This window comes from Nonomuraea sp. NPDC049419 (assembly GCF_040676995.1).
Classification (GTDB): domain Bacteria; phylum Actinomycetota; class Actinomycetes; order Streptosporangiales; family Streptosporangiaceae; genus Nonomuraea; species Nonomuraea salmonea.
In genome coordinates this window covers 704,997-720,125 of the sequence record NZ_JBFAQB010000001.1, presented here as the reverse complement: position 1 = coordinate 720,125, position 15,129 = coordinate 704,997, and the positions used below count along the sequence as shown (strand labels likewise).

General features: G+C 72.9%; 14 protein-coding genes. 7 read left to right on the top strand and 7 right to left on the bottom strand.

Translation table 11 applies throughout. From position 1 onward, the window contains the following. Positions 1-2 precede the first annotated feature (2 nt). The 3 genes from AB0K12_RS03430 to AB0K12_RS03420 form a co-directional block, all read right to left on the bottom strand. Positions 3-1,427, bottom strand: coding sequence for an MFS transporter (locus tag AB0K12_RS03430; RefSeq protein WP_364555241.1), 1,425 nt, complete (start codon positions 1,425-1,427; stop codon positions 3-5). Continuing rightward, the gene (locus tag AB0K12_RS03425) at positions 1,424-1,864 is read right to left on the bottom strand and encodes a MarR family transcriptional regulator (protein WP_364555240.1); all 441 of its coding nucleotides are present in this window, start codon (positions 1,862-1,864) and stop codon (positions 1,424-1,426) included. The genes AB0K12_RS03430 and AB0K12_RS03425 overlap by 4 nt, the downstream gene beginning before the upstream one ends. Before the next feature lie 292 nt (positions 1,865-2,156). Further along, positions 2,157-2,714 carry an NAD(P)H-dependent oxidoreductase gene (locus AB0K12_RS03420; RefSeq protein WP_364555239.1) on the bottom strand — a complete coding sequence of 186 codons (558 nt, stop codon included), beginning with the start codon at positions 2,712-2,714 and terminating at the stop codon, positions 2,157-2,159. A gap of 123 nt (positions 2,715-2,837) precedes the next feature. On the opposite strand from AB0K12_RS03420, the gene AB0K12_RS03415 reads away from it, so the two are divergent. Next, entirely contained in the window at positions 2,838-3,779 is a 942-nt protein-coding gene (locus AB0K12_RS03415; protein WP_364555238.1) for an AraC family transcriptional regulator, read from the top strand. On the opposite strand, the gene AB0K12_RS03410 is transcribed toward AB0K12_RS03415, so the two are convergent. Continuing rightward, on the bottom strand, positions 3,753-4,901 hold the full coding sequence (locus AB0K12_RS03410) for a DUF418 domain-containing protein (protein WP_364555237.1): 1,149 nt from the start codon (positions 4,899-4,901) through the stop codon (positions 3,753-3,755). The genes AB0K12_RS03415 and AB0K12_RS03410 overlap by 27 nt on opposite strands. A gap of 306 nt (positions 4,902-5,207) precedes the next feature. Between AB0K12_RS03410 and AB0K12_RS03405 the strand changes: the two genes are divergently transcribed. The 3 genes from AB0K12_RS03405 to otnC all read left to right on the top strand — a co-directional run bounded on the left by AB0K12_RS03405 (position 5,208) and on the right by otnC (position 8,188). Next, on the top strand, positions 5,208-6,251 hold the full coding sequence (locus AB0K12_RS03405; RefSeq protein ID WP_364555236.1) for a hypothetical protein: 1,044 nt from the start codon (positions 5,208-5,210) through the stop codon (positions 6,249-6,251). 87 nt (positions 6,252-6,338) lie between these two features. Continuing rightward, positions 6,339-7,571, top strand: coding sequence for a 3-oxo-tetronate kinase (gene otnK, locus AB0K12_RS03400; RefSeq protein WP_364555235.1), 1,233 nt, complete (start codon positions 6,339-6,341; stop codon positions 7,569-7,571). Further along, complete coding sequence (gene otnC, locus AB0K12_RS03395; RefSeq protein WP_364555234.1) at positions 7,568-8,188, top strand: 3-oxo-tetronate 4-phosphate decarboxylase; 621 nt, start codon at positions 7,568-7,570, stop codon at positions 8,186-8,188. The genes otnK and otnC overlap by 4 nt, the downstream gene beginning before the upstream one ends. Before the next feature lie 4 nt (positions 8,189-8,192). Here otnC and AB0K12_RS03390 read toward each other — a convergent pair whose 3' ends face one another. After that, positions 8,193-10,946 carry an AAA family ATPase gene (locus tag AB0K12_RS03390; RefSeq protein WP_364555233.1) on the bottom strand — a complete coding sequence of 918 codons (2,754 nt, stop codon included), beginning with the start codon at positions 10,944-10,946 and terminating at the stop codon, positions 8,193-8,195. A gap of 103 nt (positions 10,947-11,049) precedes the next feature. Between AB0K12_RS03390 and AB0K12_RS03385 the strand changes: the two genes are divergently transcribed. After that, positions 11,050-11,664: a LysE family translocator gene (locus AB0K12_RS03385; RefSeq protein WP_364555232.1), complete on the top strand. Its 615-nt coding sequence runs from the start codon at positions 11,050-11,052 to the stop codon at positions 11,662-11,664. Between the two features lie 5 nt (positions 11,665-11,669). Beyond that, on the top strand, positions 11,670-12,224 hold the full coding sequence (locus AB0K12_RS03380) for a TetR/AcrR family transcriptional regulator (protein WP_364555231.1): 555 nt from the start codon (positions 11,670-11,672) through the stop codon (positions 12,222-12,224). An 11-nt stretch (positions 12,225-12,235) separates the two neighbouring features. Here the strand turns inward: AB0K12_RS03380 and AB0K12_RS03375 are convergent, their stop codons facing one another. After that, the gene (locus AB0K12_RS03375; protein ID WP_364555230.1) at positions 12,236-12,724 is read right to left on the bottom strand and encodes a TetR family transcriptional regulator; all 489 of its coding nucleotides are present in this window, start codon (positions 12,722-12,724) and stop codon (positions 12,236-12,238) included. 73 nt (positions 12,725-12,797) lie between these two features. Here AB0K12_RS03375 and AB0K12_RS03370 point away from each other — a divergent pair, with 73 nt between their 5' ends. Continuing rightward, positions 12,798-13,862: an FAD-dependent monooxygenase gene (locus tag AB0K12_RS03370; protein ID WP_364555229.1), complete on the top strand. Its 1,065-nt coding sequence runs from the start codon at positions 12,798-12,800 to the stop codon at positions 13,860-13,862. 66 nt (positions 13,863-13,928) lie between these two features. Here AB0K12_RS03370 and AB0K12_RS03365 read toward each other — a convergent pair whose 3' ends face one another. Next, positions 13,929-15,125: a hypothetical protein gene (locus AB0K12_RS03365; protein ID WP_364555228.1), complete on the bottom strand. Its 1,197-nt coding sequence runs from the start codon at positions 15,123-15,125 to the stop codon at positions 13,929-13,931. Between the last annotated feature and the right edge of the window lie 4 nt (positions 15,126-15,129).

Here is a 15,129-nt window from a genome sequence, read left to right as displayed (position 1 = left end):
GGTCATTGCCTTTCCGTGCTGCCGACGCGGCGTAGTGACCGGTCGGCGAGGGTGAGTGCGAGCAGCAGGACGGCGACCACCGCGAGCAGCACGCTCAGGCCGTGCAGCCCTGCGGTGGTGGCGCCGTCACGGAAGAAGGCGGCGTTGGCGGCGGCGGCCAGCAGCGCGCCGATGTACATGAAGGTGCGCAGCAGCCCGGCCGACGAGCCCATGCGGTCGGGATCGGCCTGGGCGTACAGCGCGTTCTGGTTGCCGAGGCCGATCAGGCCCTGCGAGATGCCGAGGACGCCGCCGATGAGCACGAGCAGCCAGACCGGGCTCGTGGCGTGTAGGCTCAGCATGGAGACGCAGCCGGCCACCTGCACGGCGGCGCCGACCACGAGCTTGCCGCGCACCCTCGCGTTCCTGCTGGCGATGGCGGTGGCGATGATCGCGGTCACCGACAGGGGCAGCAGGAGCAGGCCCGCCTGCGACGGGCTCAGCTCCCGGCTCTCCTCCAGCCACTGGCTGAAGGCGTAGAGGAAGGCGTAGCTGGTGGTGAAGGCCAGCACCTGGCGTCCGTACGTGGCCAGCAGCGCGGCGTTGCCCCTCAGCACCCGCAGGTCGATGAACGGCTCCGGGCGCCGCAGCTCCCACCAGGCGAACGCGGCGCCCAGCACGGCCGCGACCCCGACCAGGTAGAGGTGGCCGACGCCCGGCTCCATCAGGAACAGCATGAACGCGGTGAGCATGCCCGCGAACGACAGCATTCCCGGCAGGTCCACGCCCCCGCCCGGCTGGGTGCGCAACGTGGAGCGGCGGGGCAGCCGCAGCGCGCCCAGGACCAGGCAGGCGAGGGCCAGCGGCACGTTGACGGCGAAGATCAGATGCCAGCCGCCCAGCCCGATCAGCAGCCCGCCGAACGTCGGCCCGACGACCGCGATGACCTGGTTGGAGATGGACAGCAGCGCCAGCACGCCGCCGGGGTTGCGCATCCCGGTCCGCTCGGACTCGCTGCGCAGCAGGAACATCGAGGCCGGGTACGCCGCGCACGTGCCGAAGCCGAGCAGCACCCGGGAGACGATCAGCAGGCCGAGGTCGGGCGCGAACAACGCCATCGCCCCTGCGACGCCGACCAGCGCCGTGCCCAGCAGGTAGAGCAGGCGCGGGCCGTACATGTCCACCAGCCGCCCGATCACCGGCTGGCCGACGGCGGTGGCCAGGTAGAGCCCGGACACCAGCCAGGCCGTCTCCGACGGCGGGGCGCCGAACGCCGCACCGATCGGGATCAGCGCGACCGCGAGCATCGATGAGTTGATCGGATTCAGGATGGACCCGAGGATCATCGGCGCGATCAGCCGCCGATCGAACCCCTCCGCCCGCCGCCGCCCGGCACCGCCCCGTGAGTTCTGTGAGCGGCGGCGGAGCCAGTCGGTGGGGCGGGTCACGAGTGTGCGACCTCGTCCAGGAGGGCCATGGCTGTGATCACCGCGCGGATCTGCTCCTCGCTGCCCCGCTCGCGCAGGGTCGCGGCGAGCCAGGCCTGCCGGGCCTCGCGGTCACCCTGGCGGCGGGCCGCGCCCTGCTCGGTCAGCGTGATGACCTGGCGGCGGCCGTCCTCGGGGTCGGGGTTGCGTTCGACGAGCCCGGCCTGCTCCAGCGAGACGACGATCTTGGCCATCGACTGTGGCCTGACGCGTTCCGCGGCGGCGAGTTCGCTGGCGGAGGCGGGGCCGTGCTTGCCGAGCCGGGTGAGCACGGACGCCTGCGCCGGGGACAGCCCGCCCTCCGACGGCAGGGACTCCAGCCTGCGGCGCAGCCGGCCCAGCACCACCCAGGTCTCGGTCGCGGCCCGCGTCGCCAGGAGTGCTTCGTCCTCATCCATCACCTTTTCACCCTAAAAAGGACAGTCTGAACTGCGCAACTCAGGGTGAACAGTTCAGGCTGTGGGATGCGTCTCAACCAGGAAGGACGGCCGCCGCTGAGATTGTGGGGGTGACGTGCCGCGTGCCCGCCGGGCAGGACGTCGTCCCGCAGCTAGACCGCGCCCGGCCCGGCGGGGGCCACGGTGATCCTGCGGGCGGGCGCGGTCGCCCCCGCTCGTGAGGGCGCGGTCCCGTGCTCAGGATCGTGCTCTCGTAGAGGGGGCGACTGTCCGGAGAAATACCTCTTTTGGGTCATCCTCTGAGCGGCTGCAGCGCGGCATCCCACTCCAGCAACTGGTCGAGCATGGTGTTCAGCCGTTCCTCGTGCGCGGCGGCGGGCCTGAAGTCGGAGAAGTTCTCGAAGTCGGTGGCGACCGAGAGCGCGACGTACATCTGTACGGTCGCCACCCGCAGCGTCGCCAGGATGTCCCGCAGGTGCCCGACGGACCGCACCCCACCGTCCACCCCATAGCTGACGAACCCGGCCGCCTTGTTCGCCCACTCCTCGTACAGAAAGTCGATCGCGTCCTTGAGCACGCCAGGGATCGAGTGGTTGTACTCGGGCGTCACGAACACGAACGCGTCCAGCGGCGCCACGGCCGCCGACCAGCTCTTGGTGTGGTCGTGGTGGTAGACCCCGGCGGCCGCGGGGATCGGCTCGTCCAGGTGACGCAGGTCGTAGTCCTGCAGATCGAGCACCTGGTACTCGGCGTCGCCGCGCTTGGCCGCCAGCTCGTGCACCCAGCCCGCCACCGCCTCGCCGTTGCGTCCGGGACGGGTGCTGCCCAGGATGATGCCCACCTTCGGCATGTCCACGTTCCTCTCTCAAAGGGTTTTTCAGTCCGCTGACCACCGTAGGCACTAGTACTGAGATGGTGAATGCGCTGGTGTCCACGTTTTATACGTCAGCGTCTACGCCTTTAGACTGCATGCATGGATCTCCTGAGCGACGTCGTCGCCCTCATGCGGACCGGCCGCCCTATCTCGGCCCGCATCTCCTGGCGCGCCCCCTGGAGCCACGCGTTCCCTTCGGCCCCCCGCTCGGCCAGCTTCCAGATCGTGCTGCGCGGCTCCTGCTGGTTCGTCCCGAGCACGGGCGAGCCCATCCCGCTCAGCGTGGGCGACGTGGTGTTCCTTCCGCACGGCGACGCCTACGGGCTGACCGACGACCCGGACAAGCCGCTGCCACCGCCCGGCGGCTGCAGCCACGACGACCCCGAGCTGTTCACCTCGGCGGGCATGGGCGGCACGGGCGCCGAGACCGTCACCCTGACCTGCGGCTACCGGCTCGACGTCCGCGTGTCGCACCCCATCCTGCGCTCGCTGCCGCCCGTGATCCACCTGCCCGCGACCCTCGGCTGCCACCCCGAGCTGCGCGCGGCCGTCGAACTGCTGGCCGGCGAGATCGACAACCCGCGCCCCGGCGCCGACACGATCGTGACGTCCCTGCTCGACGCCGTGCAGCTCTACGTCCTGCGCGCCTGGTTCAGCTCCAACGACCTCTGCACGTGCGGAGGCTGGGCCGCCGCGCTCTCCGACCCGGCCATCGGGCCCGCGCTCGACGCCATGCACCGCGCCCCCGACCGCCGCTGGACGGTCGAGTCGCTCGGCGCCCAGGCGGGCCTGTCGCGAGCCGGCTTCGCCCGCCGCTTCACCGAACTGGTGGGGCAGCCGCCGCTGGCGTACCTGACGTCGTGGCGGCTCGCGACGGCGGCGCGGCTGCTGCTCGAGTCGGACGCGCCGGTCTCCGAGGTGGCCGAGCGGGTCGGTTACGGCTCGGAGTTCGCCTTCGGCAACGCCTTCAAGCGCGAGTACGGCGTCGCGCCAGGCAGGTTCCGCCGCCAGGCGCTAGCTCCAGGTGGTGACGCGGCGTAGGACGTGCTCGACGGGGCCGTGGCGGTGGGTGCGCAGCCAGCGGGCGCTCGCCCAGAGCAGCACCGTGTAGATCACCAGGGCGACGCCCATCACGGCGATCGGCGGCAGTGTGCCCGCGAGCGACAGGCCGTACCCGGTGAAGATCAGGCAGGCCAGCAGCGACTGGCCGACGTAGTTGGAGGCGGCCACGCGTCCGGCCGGCGCCAGTGCGCGGCCGGCGGCGGGAAAGCGCCGCACGGTCCTGAGCAGGGTGGCGACGTACGCGGAAGCCAGCAGGAGCGAGGTGAGGACGTTCGTGGTGATGCCGACCAGCTCCAGCGGGCCCGGCTCGTTCGCCGTCCAGGCGAGCAGCACGCCGCCGGGCAGGCCCACGCCGAAGCCCACGGCCTGGACGCGCGGCAGCAGGTGCCACCACCGGTCGGTCTCCTCCAGCAGCCTGGCCTTGCCCGCCGCCAGGCCGAACAGGAACATCGCCAGCGCCACCGGCCCCTGGAACGCCCAGATCAGCCCGACCATCGCCGGATAGGTCTCCACCTGCAGGGTCAGGAAGTCGAGCGGGCCGCCGGTGGCCAGCGCGAGCGCGCGCCCGGCCGCCCCCGGGCCGGCCGCGGGCGGCTCGGCGGCCGATGGGTCGAGCGTGGACAGCGCCGCCAGCGCCCCCATCAGCAGGGTGAGCACGCCGATGATGACCGATCCGGTGATCACGGCCGTGCGGGGCTTGAGGTTGCGCAGGGCGAGCAGGATCAGGCCGAGTACGGCGTACAGGGTGAGGATGTCGCCGACCCACAGCAGGATCCCGTGCAGCACGCCGATCACCAGCAGCGCCAGGCACCTGCGCATCGTCCGCGCCGTCACGCTCGCGCCCGCCCGCTCGGCCGCGCGCATCTGGAGGGTGAAGGAGTAGCCGAACAGGAACGAGAAGACGATGTAGAACTTCGTCAGCACCAGCGCGGTGATGGCCATGGCCACCGGGCCGTCGGGGATCGGCATGGTGCCCGCCTGGGCGTAGCCGGGGTCGGAGAAATAGCCGATGTTGGCGACCAGGATGCCCGCCAGGGCGAACCCGCGTACGACGTCCACCTCGTGGACTCGGCGGGTGGCCGGGGTGCTCACGTCCGTCATACCCGGCCACGCTAGGTTCCGGCGTACGTGCCGGGCATCCGACCTTGGTCGGCCGCTTCGCCGACCAAAGCATCCCGTGGCATCACAATTGGTGGGGTCTTTGGGGCAGAAGGTGAGGGGCTGCCCCACAATGGGGGGATGGCATACCCTCCACAGCCGCAGCCCCCACAGCCTGGCCCGTGGGGCGGCGCGCCAGGCCAGGGCGCGCCGCAAGGGTACGGCCCGCCGCAGTCCTACGGCCCGCCCCAGCCGCCCTCCGGCCCCCCGCACCCGAACCAGCCGGGTCAGCCGAACCACGGCCGGCCCTTGTACGGTCCCCCACAGGGCCCTCCGCAGGGCCCTCCGCAGGGAGGGCCCCAGCTAGGTCACGGGCAGCCCGGTCACGGTCAACCCGGCTACGGCCAGCCCGGTCAGGGGCAGCCCAGTCAGGGGCAGCCCAGTCAGCCCCAGCCCGGTTACGGCCAGCCCGGTTACGGCCAGCCCGGTTACGGCCAGCCCGGTTACGGGCAGCCGGGTCAGGGGGCCACCCAGCCCGGCCACCAGCCCGGCCACAACCAGGGCGCCTACACCCAGCCCGGCTACCAGCAGCCGGGCTACGGCCAGCCCTACAACCAGCCCGGCCCTCCCTACGACGGCCGGCAGGCGGGCGGCAGCGGCAAGGGCGTCCTCATCGCCGTGCTGAGCCTGGTCAGCCTCATCGTGCTGGCGCTGGCGGGCATCGGGACGTACCTCTACATCAACCGCGACGACCCGTCGGACAACGTGGCCCTGCCCACCGGCTCGTCCACCCCCACGCCCTCCAAGACCGAGGCCCCGGAGACGACCCCCAGCCCGTCCCCCACCACGTCCTCCTCCAAGAGGCAGGCCCAGCCCGGCTCCCCCATCACGGACGACGAGTTCGACGACTGGAACTTCGCGATGGGCACGGTCAAGTTCAAGGCGAACAAGGTCGCCGGCTGGACCTACGACACCTGCACCCCGGTGGACGGCAGGGGCGGCGTGCTGCGCAAGAACAAGTGCGAGCGCGCGGTCCAGCTCGCGTACTCGGCCTACAGCGGCCACCTCAAGGCGGTCCAGCTGATCATGGAGTTCCCCAGCGACCAGGCCGCCAAGACCACGGCCGACCGCCTGTCGAAGCTCTCGTCGGACGCGGTCACGTGGCGCCAGGACAAGGCGCACTCCGACTACGTGTACGGCAAGATCCTCTCGGGCGCGTCCAGGAAGTACGTGGTGGTGACCATCGTCACCGCCGACAAGACGGCCGGGGAGAAGGCGCCGGGCTTCCACGCGTACCTGCAGACCGACCACACGTCCTACTTCAGGATCCGTGACGCCACGATCACGAGCTGACGACTCAGCCCCGTCGTCATAGATCCACTTTCGCGCCGATAACGTCGGTTTCATGTTCGACCACCTCCCTCGCACCGAGGGGCGTCCATGATCGGCGCCATCGCCGACGACTTCACCGGCGCCACCGACGTGGCCGTGGCGATGCGCCGCCGCGGCCTGCGTACCGTCCTTTACTTCGGGCTGCCGCCCCAGGGCAGCGAGCCGCCCGAGCACGACGCCGTCGTGATCGCGCTCAAGACCCGTACGATCCCCAAGGCCGACGCGGTGGCGCGGTCGCTGCGCGCGCTGCGGTGGCTGCGGGCGCACGGCGCGGCGCGGCAGGTCTACTTCAAGTACTGCTCGACGTTCGACTCCACCCGCGACGGCAACATCGGGCCGGTGCTGGACGCGCTGGCCGACGCCATGGAGGTGCCGCTGGTCGCGATGACGCCCAGCTCGCCCGAGCACGGCCGCACGCAGTACAACGGCTACCTGTTCGTCGGTGACGTGCTGCTGGGCGAGTCGCACATGCGCGATCACCCGCTCACGCCGATGACCGACTCGTACCTGCCGCGGCTGCTGGAGGCGCAGAGCGCGTACCGGGCGGGGGTGGTGACGCTCGGCCAGGTACGCGGCCACGCGGTCGAGCAGCGGCTGGCCGAGCTGCGCGAGCACGGCGTGCGCTACGTCTTCGTGGACGCCCTGGAGGACTCCGACCTGGAGGTGTCGGGGCGGGCGCTGGCGGGGGCGCGGCTGGTGGCGGGCGCTGCGGGCCTGGCCGGCGGGCTGGCGGCGGCGCACGCGCGTGCCGAGGGCGGCGAGCCGCCCGCGCCTGATCCTTCCGGGCCGGCCGCGGTGCTCGCCGGCAGCTGCTCGGCCCGTACGCTGGAGCAGGTCGCCGTCATGATCGAGTCGGGCAGGCCGGCGTACCGGCTGGACGCGCTGGCCGACCGCGACCCGGCCTCGCTGGCCCGCGGCGCCCTGGCCTGGTACGACCGGCTGCCGGCCGGCACGGGCGCGCCCCTCATCTACTCCTCGCTTGAGCCGGTGGCGCTGCGCCGCGTCCAGCAGACGCTCGGCACAGAACGCTCGGCCGGCATCCTGGAGCACGCGCTCGGCGCCGTCGCCCGCGGCCTGGTGGAGCGGGGCGTCACCCGGGTGATCTCGGCCGGCGGCGAGACCTCGGGCGCCGTGGTGAGCGCACTCGGCGTGCCGGGCGGCGTGATCGGCGCGGAGGCGGCGCGCGGCGTGCCCTGGATCCACTCCCCGCACGGTTTCTCGCTGCTGCTGAAGTCCGGCAACTTCGGCGAGCCCGGCCTGCTGCTGGAGGCGTCCAGATGACCTTCGAGAAGGAACGCCTGAGCATCGTGGCCGCCGCCCGCTCGCTGTTCGCGCGCGGCCTGACCCACGGCAGCACCGGCAACCTGTCCGTACGCGTCGGCGACCGCGTCCTCGTCACCCCCACCGGCTCCAGCCTGGGCACAGTCGAGGCCGCCGACCTGTCGCTGATCGACCTGACCGGCGCGCACGTGGGCGGGCCGAAGCCGTCGAAGGAGGCGTTCCTGCACGCCGCGCTGCTGCGGGCCAGGCCGGACGCGCACGCGGTGGTGCACACGCACTCCACGTACGCGGCCGCCGTGTCCTGCATGGACGGCCTCGACCCGGACGACGCGCTGCCGCCGCTGACCGCGTACTTCGCGATGCGGGTCGGCCGGCTGCCGCTGCTGCCCTACTACGCGCCCGGCGACGCGGCGCTGGGCCCGGCCGCGGAGGAGAAGGCGCGCACGCACCGGGCGCTGCTGCTCAGCAACCACGGCCCGGTCGTGGCGGGCGCGAGCCTCGGCGCGGCCCTGGACGCCGTGGAGGAGCTGGAGGAGACCGCCAAGCTCTTCCTCCTCCTGCGCGGTGTGCCGACCCGCCCGCTCACCCCGGAGCAGCGCGCGGCACTGGGCGGGTGACCGTCTAGGGCAGCAGGCCGAGGCGGCGGGCGGTGGCGGCGGCCTGGGTGCGGGTGGAGACGCCGAGCTTGCCGAGGATGTTGGACACGTGGACGCTGACCGTCTTCTGGGCGATGAACAGCCGCTCGGCGACCTCCCTGTTGGTCAGCCCCTCGGCCACCAGCCGCAGCACCTCGGCCTCGCGGGCCGTCAGCTCACCCTGCGGGGCGGAGGTCTGCCCGCCGGATGAGCCGAAGCGGGCGCGGCGCCCGAAGTCGAGCAGCGCGCTCTCCAGCGGCACGGCTCGCAGCTTGCCCGCCGCCTCCCTGGCCTGCTCCCACTCCGTGTGGGCCGCGTCGCGCTCGCCTGCCGCGAGCAGCGCCTCGGCCAGCCGCCAGCGGGCCCGCGCGGCCTCGTAGACGAAGCCGTAGTCGAACGCCTCGGTCACGCGCCGGCACAGCTCGACGTCGAGCCGGCCGTGCACGCGGTGCCACTCGGCCTCGACGCGCAGCGCCCACGCGCGACCCTCGGGCCCGAGGTGGCCGCCTCCGCCGGTGGGGCCCGACTCGACGGCCAGCCTGGCCTGGGCGCGCAGGTCGTCGGCGCCCTCGGTGGTGCCGAGCTCGGCCAGGGCCCACAGGCCGATGGCGGCCATGCGGACGTTGCCCGACTCGCCGGGCACCTGCGCCGCGAGGACCGCGCGTACGTGGTCGAGCGCCGTGGCGGGGTCGCCGTGCCACAGCGCGTGCTCGGCCGCGAGCCCCCGCGACATGTAGGAGGCGAGGGGGTCGGACCAGAACGGCCGCAGCCAGCTCAGCCGCGACTCGACCACGGGCAGGCCGCGTGCCACCTCGATGAACAGCGCGAACGACGACAGGATCGCCTCCGGCACCGTGCCCACCCTGGCGCCGAATCCGGCCGCCATCGTCTCCGCCGCGTCCCACTCGCCGGCGACGTAGTGGATGAGGAAGCGCAGGAACCGCAGGTCGGTGCCGTAGGTGCTCCACATGAGCCCGGCGTCGGAGGCCAGGCGGATGCCGTCGTCGGCCACCTCGGCGGCGTGTACGAGCACGCCCTGCTCGTAGTGGATGCGGGCGTGGTGGAAGCGGGCCCGCAGGTCCATCGCGAGGTCGCCGGTCGGCCCTGCCATGGCCTTCTCGACCAGCTCGTGCGCGCGGTGCATGTCGCCGCGCAGCTCGACGGACGTGGCCAGCGTGAGCAGCGCCCCGACCTCGGCGTCTCTGGCGCCGGCCGTGCGGGCCAGCTCGAGCGCCTTCGTGGCCAGCTCTTCGACCTCTTGGTGGCGCGGGCCCCACAGCAGCGTGCGGGCGTGGGTGGCCATGGCACGGGAGAGCGCCGCCGGCTCGACCGCGCTCTCGACCGCGCGCCCGGCCACCTCGGCCGCGGCCGCCTCGTCGTCCATCTCGTAGAGGTAGTAGGCGAGCCGCTCGCTCACCTCGGACGTCTGCGGCAGCACCCGGAGCTGCGCCACGGCGCGGTGCTTGTCGCCGCTGTCGGCGGCCATGACCGCGCTGCGGAAGGCCAGCTCGGCCCGGCTCGCCCCGGCCAGCCGCGCGGCGTCGTCGACCCGCTCCCACAGGGACAGCGCGCGGTCGTAGTGGCTGTGGGCTTCTGCGGGCGCGCCGACCCGCTCTGCCGCCCTGCCCGCCTCGATCGAGGCGGCGAACGCGCCCGCCAGGTCGTGGCTGGCCAGGTGGTGGTGGGCCAGCTCGGCCGGCGAGGTGAGCAGGCGGGCGAACGCGGCGTGCAGCCGGGTGCGCTCGCCCGGCAGCAGGTCGGTGTAGACGGCCTCCTGGAGCAGGGCGTGACGGAAGGTGTAGCCGTGGCCGCGCACTTTGAGCAGGCCGCGCGAGACGATCTCCCTGACCGCCTCCTCGAACTCGGCGAGCGGCAGCCCCGACACCTCGCGCAGCAGGTCGTCCTCGACCCGGCGGCCGGCCACGGCGGCGGCCCGCAGCACCTGCTGCCCGGCCTCCGACAGCACCTCGACCCTGGACAGCAGCAGGCTGGCCAGCTCGTCGGGCAGGCTGTCGCCCTCGGCCATCGCGGCGTGCAGCTCTTCGGCGTAGAACGGGTTGCCGTCGGCGCGGGAGACGATGAGCCCGAGGCTCTGCGCGTCGATCTCGCCCAGCGTGGCGACGTAGTCGGCCATCTCGCCCGCGCCCAGCGGCCCCAGCTCCACGCTCGTCACCGTGGGCAGCCGCTTGAGCTCGGCGAGGACGGGCCTGAGCGGGTGGCGGCGGTGCAGGTCGTCGGTGCGGTAGGTGCCGACCACGCAGACCCGCTCGCTCTGCAGCATGCGGCTGAGGAAGACCAGCAGGTCACGTGTGGAGCGGTCGGCCCAGTGAAGGTCCTCGATGACGAACAGCACCGGCTGCACGTCGGCCAGCAGCCCGAGCAGCGAGCCGAACAGCCGCTGCTGGGTGAGCCCGGCGGACGGCGCGCTCTCCGTGCCGGGCAGCAGCTGGCCCAGCATGGGGTGGGCGGCGGCGGCCTCGCGCACGCCGGGCTCGGCGACGCGCAGCGCGTCGGCCAGCGGCAGGTAGGGCAGCGCGTCGCCCAGCTCGGCGCACTGGCCGACCAGGACGTTGAAACCGCGCGTGCGGGCCTCGGCGGCCAGCTCGCCGGCGAGCCGGGTCTTGCCGATGCCGGCGTCTCCACCGACGAGCGCCACGCCGGCCACGCCATCGGCGGCGGAGCTCAGCGCCCGCAGGAGTCCGGCCAGCTCAGCAGAGCGCCCGACGAGTAGACCATTCACGTCTGCAAACTATGCCACGCTCGCCCGACAACAAATTGGTCCACGGAACGTCCACGGGATTGGCCCTCCTGGACGGACCAAACCCGGCCTAGATTGCTCTTCCGTGATAGCTCCCTCCACGTTCGCCATCTTCGTGACGGCCAGCCTCGCCCTGGTCCTCATCCCCGGCCCCAACCACCTCTACATCACCGCGCGCGGCCTCTCCCAGGGCCGGGCGGCCGGCCTGGCCAGCGCGTTCGGCGTGGAGGCCGGCACGCTCGTGCACATCGCGGCCGCCGCCCTGGGCCTGTCGTACGTCATCGCGCAGTCCGCCACGCTGTTCGCCGTGATCAAGTGGGCCGGCGTCGCCTACCTCGTCTACCTGGGCATCCGCGCGTTCACCGCCAAGGACCAGCAGGCCGGCCCGCCTGAGCCGCAGCCGCTGCGCAAGGTGTTCCTCGAAGGCGTGCTGGTCAACGTGCTGAACCCCAAGGTGGCGCTGTTCTTCCTGGCGTTCCTGCCGCACTTCGTGGACCCGGACGCCGGCTCGCCCGCACTCCAGGTGGTGGTGTTCGGCCTCACGCTGCTGCTGCTCGGCCTGATCTCCGACCTCCTGTACGCCGTCACCGCCGGCGCCCTCGCCCGCCGCCTCACCCGCGCCGCCAGGACCTTGAAGTACGTCAGCGGCACCGTCTACCTGGCCCTGGGCGTCCTCACCGCGTTCGCGGCGAGAGAATGACCTCCATGGCGCCCAGGAAACAGCGGGAGATCTTCGACGCGACGCTGCGGCTGGTGGCCGAGCGGGGCTACGACGGGCTGACCGTCGAGGGGGTCGCCGAGCGGTCGGGGGTCAACAAGACCACGATCTACCGGTGGTGGCCGTCGAAGGCGGCGCTGCTGGGGGCGGCGCTGGTGGAGTCCGACGTGCTGGGCTTCACCGTGCACGACACCGGGAGCCTGCGGGGTGACCTGGTCGCGCTGGTCGAGGGGGTGCGGCGGCTGCTGACCGAGCCGCCGGGCAGCGACATCGCGGTGGCCGCGCTGGCCGCCGCCGTACGCCATCCCGAGCTGGACGGGCGGCGGTTCTTCGCCGACCGGTTCGCCAGGGAGCGCACGGTCTTCGAACGCGCGGCGCGCAGGGGCGAGCTGCCCGGCTCCGCCGACCCGCTGCTCATCATGGACCTGCTGGCCGGGGCGGTGTGGATGCGGGCCGTCCTGCGCGGCATGAAGGTCGGCGACGGCTTCGCCGCCGAAGCCGTCGCCCTGGTGCTCGACGGCGTGCACCGTCCAGGCAGGTGATCGGGAGCAGGTCACGGCCCCTGGAGTGTGCGCAGCTCGCTGACCACGTCCGCGGCGGACGGTGCATGGTCGGGGTCCACGAGCCACTGCAGCATCAGGCCGCTCACCAGGGCGAGCGGGACCGAGCCGCCCATCCCCTCCCGTCCCAGCCGCTGGCCCTTCGCGAGGTGCTCGCGAACCTCGGGTGAGCGTTCGGCCTGCACCGCGGCTTCGAGCTGAGCCACCCACAGCGCCCGGTGCGTGGTGAAGCTGCCGATCAGCGCCTGCCAGTGCTCCTCAGACCGGTCCGCCGGGGCCCGGCGGGCCAGCTCTTCCGCGAGCTCGTCCACGGCCTCGACCAGGGCCTGGGTGAGCAGCGCCTCCTTCGAGCCGAAGTGGTAGCCGATGGCGGCGTGGCTGACGCCGGCGGCCGCGGCGATGTCGCGCACAGTCGTACGGGCCCACCCGCGCTCGATCAGGCAGCGCTTGGCGCCGGCCAGCAGATCCTCCCGGTTTCCCATACCGAGCAGCATACCGAGACATTTGCCCAAATGGTTTGACCAAATGGACAAGAAGCGCGTACGGTCGGGCCTCATGACGACGGTTCTGATCTCGGGCGCCAGCGTGGCCGGCCCCGCACTCGCGTACTTCCTGCACCACCACGGCTGGTCCGTGACCGTGGTCGAGCGCGCCCCGCACCTGCGCGACAGCGGCTACGGGGTGGACTTCCGCGGCCGGGCGCTCGACGTGCTCGCGGAGATGGGCGTGCTCGACGAGGTCCGCGAGCACGAGACGATGATGCGCGGCACGACGGTGGTGGACGAGCACGGCGAGGTGCTCGCCGAGTTGCCGAACGAGACGTTCGCCGGCGAGCTGGAGGTGCCGAAGCGCGAGCTGACGAAGATCCTGCACCGCCGCACCGCGGACGACGTGACGTACGTCTTCGACGACTCCATCACCGCGATGACCCAGCACGACGACGGCGTCACCGTCGCGTTCGAGCGCGCCGGGACCCGCGACTTCGACCTGGTGATCGGCGCCGACGGCGTGCACTCCATCGTCCGGCGGCTGGCCTTCGGCCCGCGGCCCGGCGCGCTGCGCCACCTCGGCATGTCGGGCGTCGGCTTCAGCGCCCCCAACCACCTCGGTCTGGATCACCGCTCGGTGATCCAGACCTCACCCGGCTCGGCGGTGCTGCTGTTCGGCTACGACGCGGCGACCCCGCTCATGGTCAGCCTCTCCTTCGCCACCTCCAGCCCCGACCTCGACCGCCGCGACCGCCGTGCGCAGGAACAGGCCGTACGCGACGCGTTCGCCGGACGCGGCTGGGAGGTGCCGAGGCTGCTGGACGCGATGAGCGCGGCCGACGACCTGTACTTCGCCTCCTCTTGCCAGGTCGTCCTGGACGGCTGGTCTCGCGGCCGGGTGGCGCTGATCGGCGACGCCGGCTACTGCGCGGCGCCCACCAGCGGCATGGGCACCTCGCAGGCCCTCATCGGCGCGTGGACCCTGGCCCGGTGCCTGACCGAGTCGGGCGGCGACCACGAGGCGGCCTTCGCCGCCTACGAGACGGAGCTGCGCCCCTACGTCGAGGAGAACCAGGAGAGGGGCAGGGAGGCCGCGGCGATGTTCGGCGCACAGGCCGCCCCGGTGGAGTGAGGCGCGGTGGAGTGAGGCGCGGTGGAGTGAGGCGCGGTGGAGTGAGGCGCGGTGGAGTGAGCCCGGTCAGGGCGCTTCGGCCAGCGCGGACGGGATGCGGTCGAGCACCGGGTACGGCACCAGCCCGTACGCGTAGAAGTCGACCGCCATCGCCCCCGCCGCCTTCGCGCCGCGCGCCTTGGCCACCAGCCGGTCGGTGGAGTCGCTGTCGGGGTGACCGGGCCGCAGCACCGCACGCACCTCGCGGTCCTTGCCCACGGACCGCAGGTAGGCGCCCACGTCGTCGGCCACCCGCGCCGCGTCCCGCGCGTACGCCAGCACCCCGAACGCCGGCACGAGGTCGCCGAGCGCCACCAGGTCGACGCCGAACTGCCAGGCGTCGTGGGCGGCCAGGCCGGGGGTGGGCAGCCCGTCGGTGTATCCCTTGACCGCCCCCGTCGAGTCGATGAACACCAGCTTCGAGCCCTCGTCGGCCACCGCCGACGCCACCTCGGAGACCAGCGTGGTGACGGTCTCGGAGCGGGCGCGGGCGTAGGCCACCACGTCGGGCCCCGCGTACGCGGTGAGCGCCGCCCTGGTGACCTCGCCCTGCGCGGGAGGGTCGCCGTCGAAGACGCCGCCCACGATGCGGGCGCACTCCTCCCGCGCCACCTCGGCGTCCACGCCCAGGTCGGTGGCCCGGCGCAGGCAGTAGTCGCAGAAGCAGAGCCCGAACAGGTAGGCGTCCATCGGCCCGAGCGGCACGAACGAGCGCTGCGGCTTGAGCGGCCTGAAGTGCAGCGACTCGGCGACCACGCTGTCGGCCCCGAGCCGCGCCACCGCCCTGGCCAGCGCCACGGCGTAGTCGCGCACGTCGGGGTGCGCCGGGCACAGGTCGGTGAGCGAGCCGCGGTCGCCGAAGCAGTCGCGTACGGTCACGTCGGGATGGGCGGTGCCGAGGGTGGCGTTGCGCAGGAAGACCGTCCAGGCGTGCAGCTTCATCGACCGCTTCGCGCACGCCTCGGCCAGCCCGTCGAGCGCGTCGGTGTAGCCGGGCACGGGCCGCAGCCGCAGCCCGTCGAACAGCTCGGGCGGCGGCGTGAAGTGGGCGCCGTCGTGGCGCAGGGTCAGCCGGGACAGCCCGTGGGGGGTGACGTCGCGTGAGGCGTGGTGGACGGCGCCGACGGTGACGCCGGACACGCCGTAGCCGCTGAGCCTGTCGAGCACCCGCTCGACGCCCTCGCCGCGCAGGTCCTCGACGAAGACGTACACCGAACTGTCCACAGCC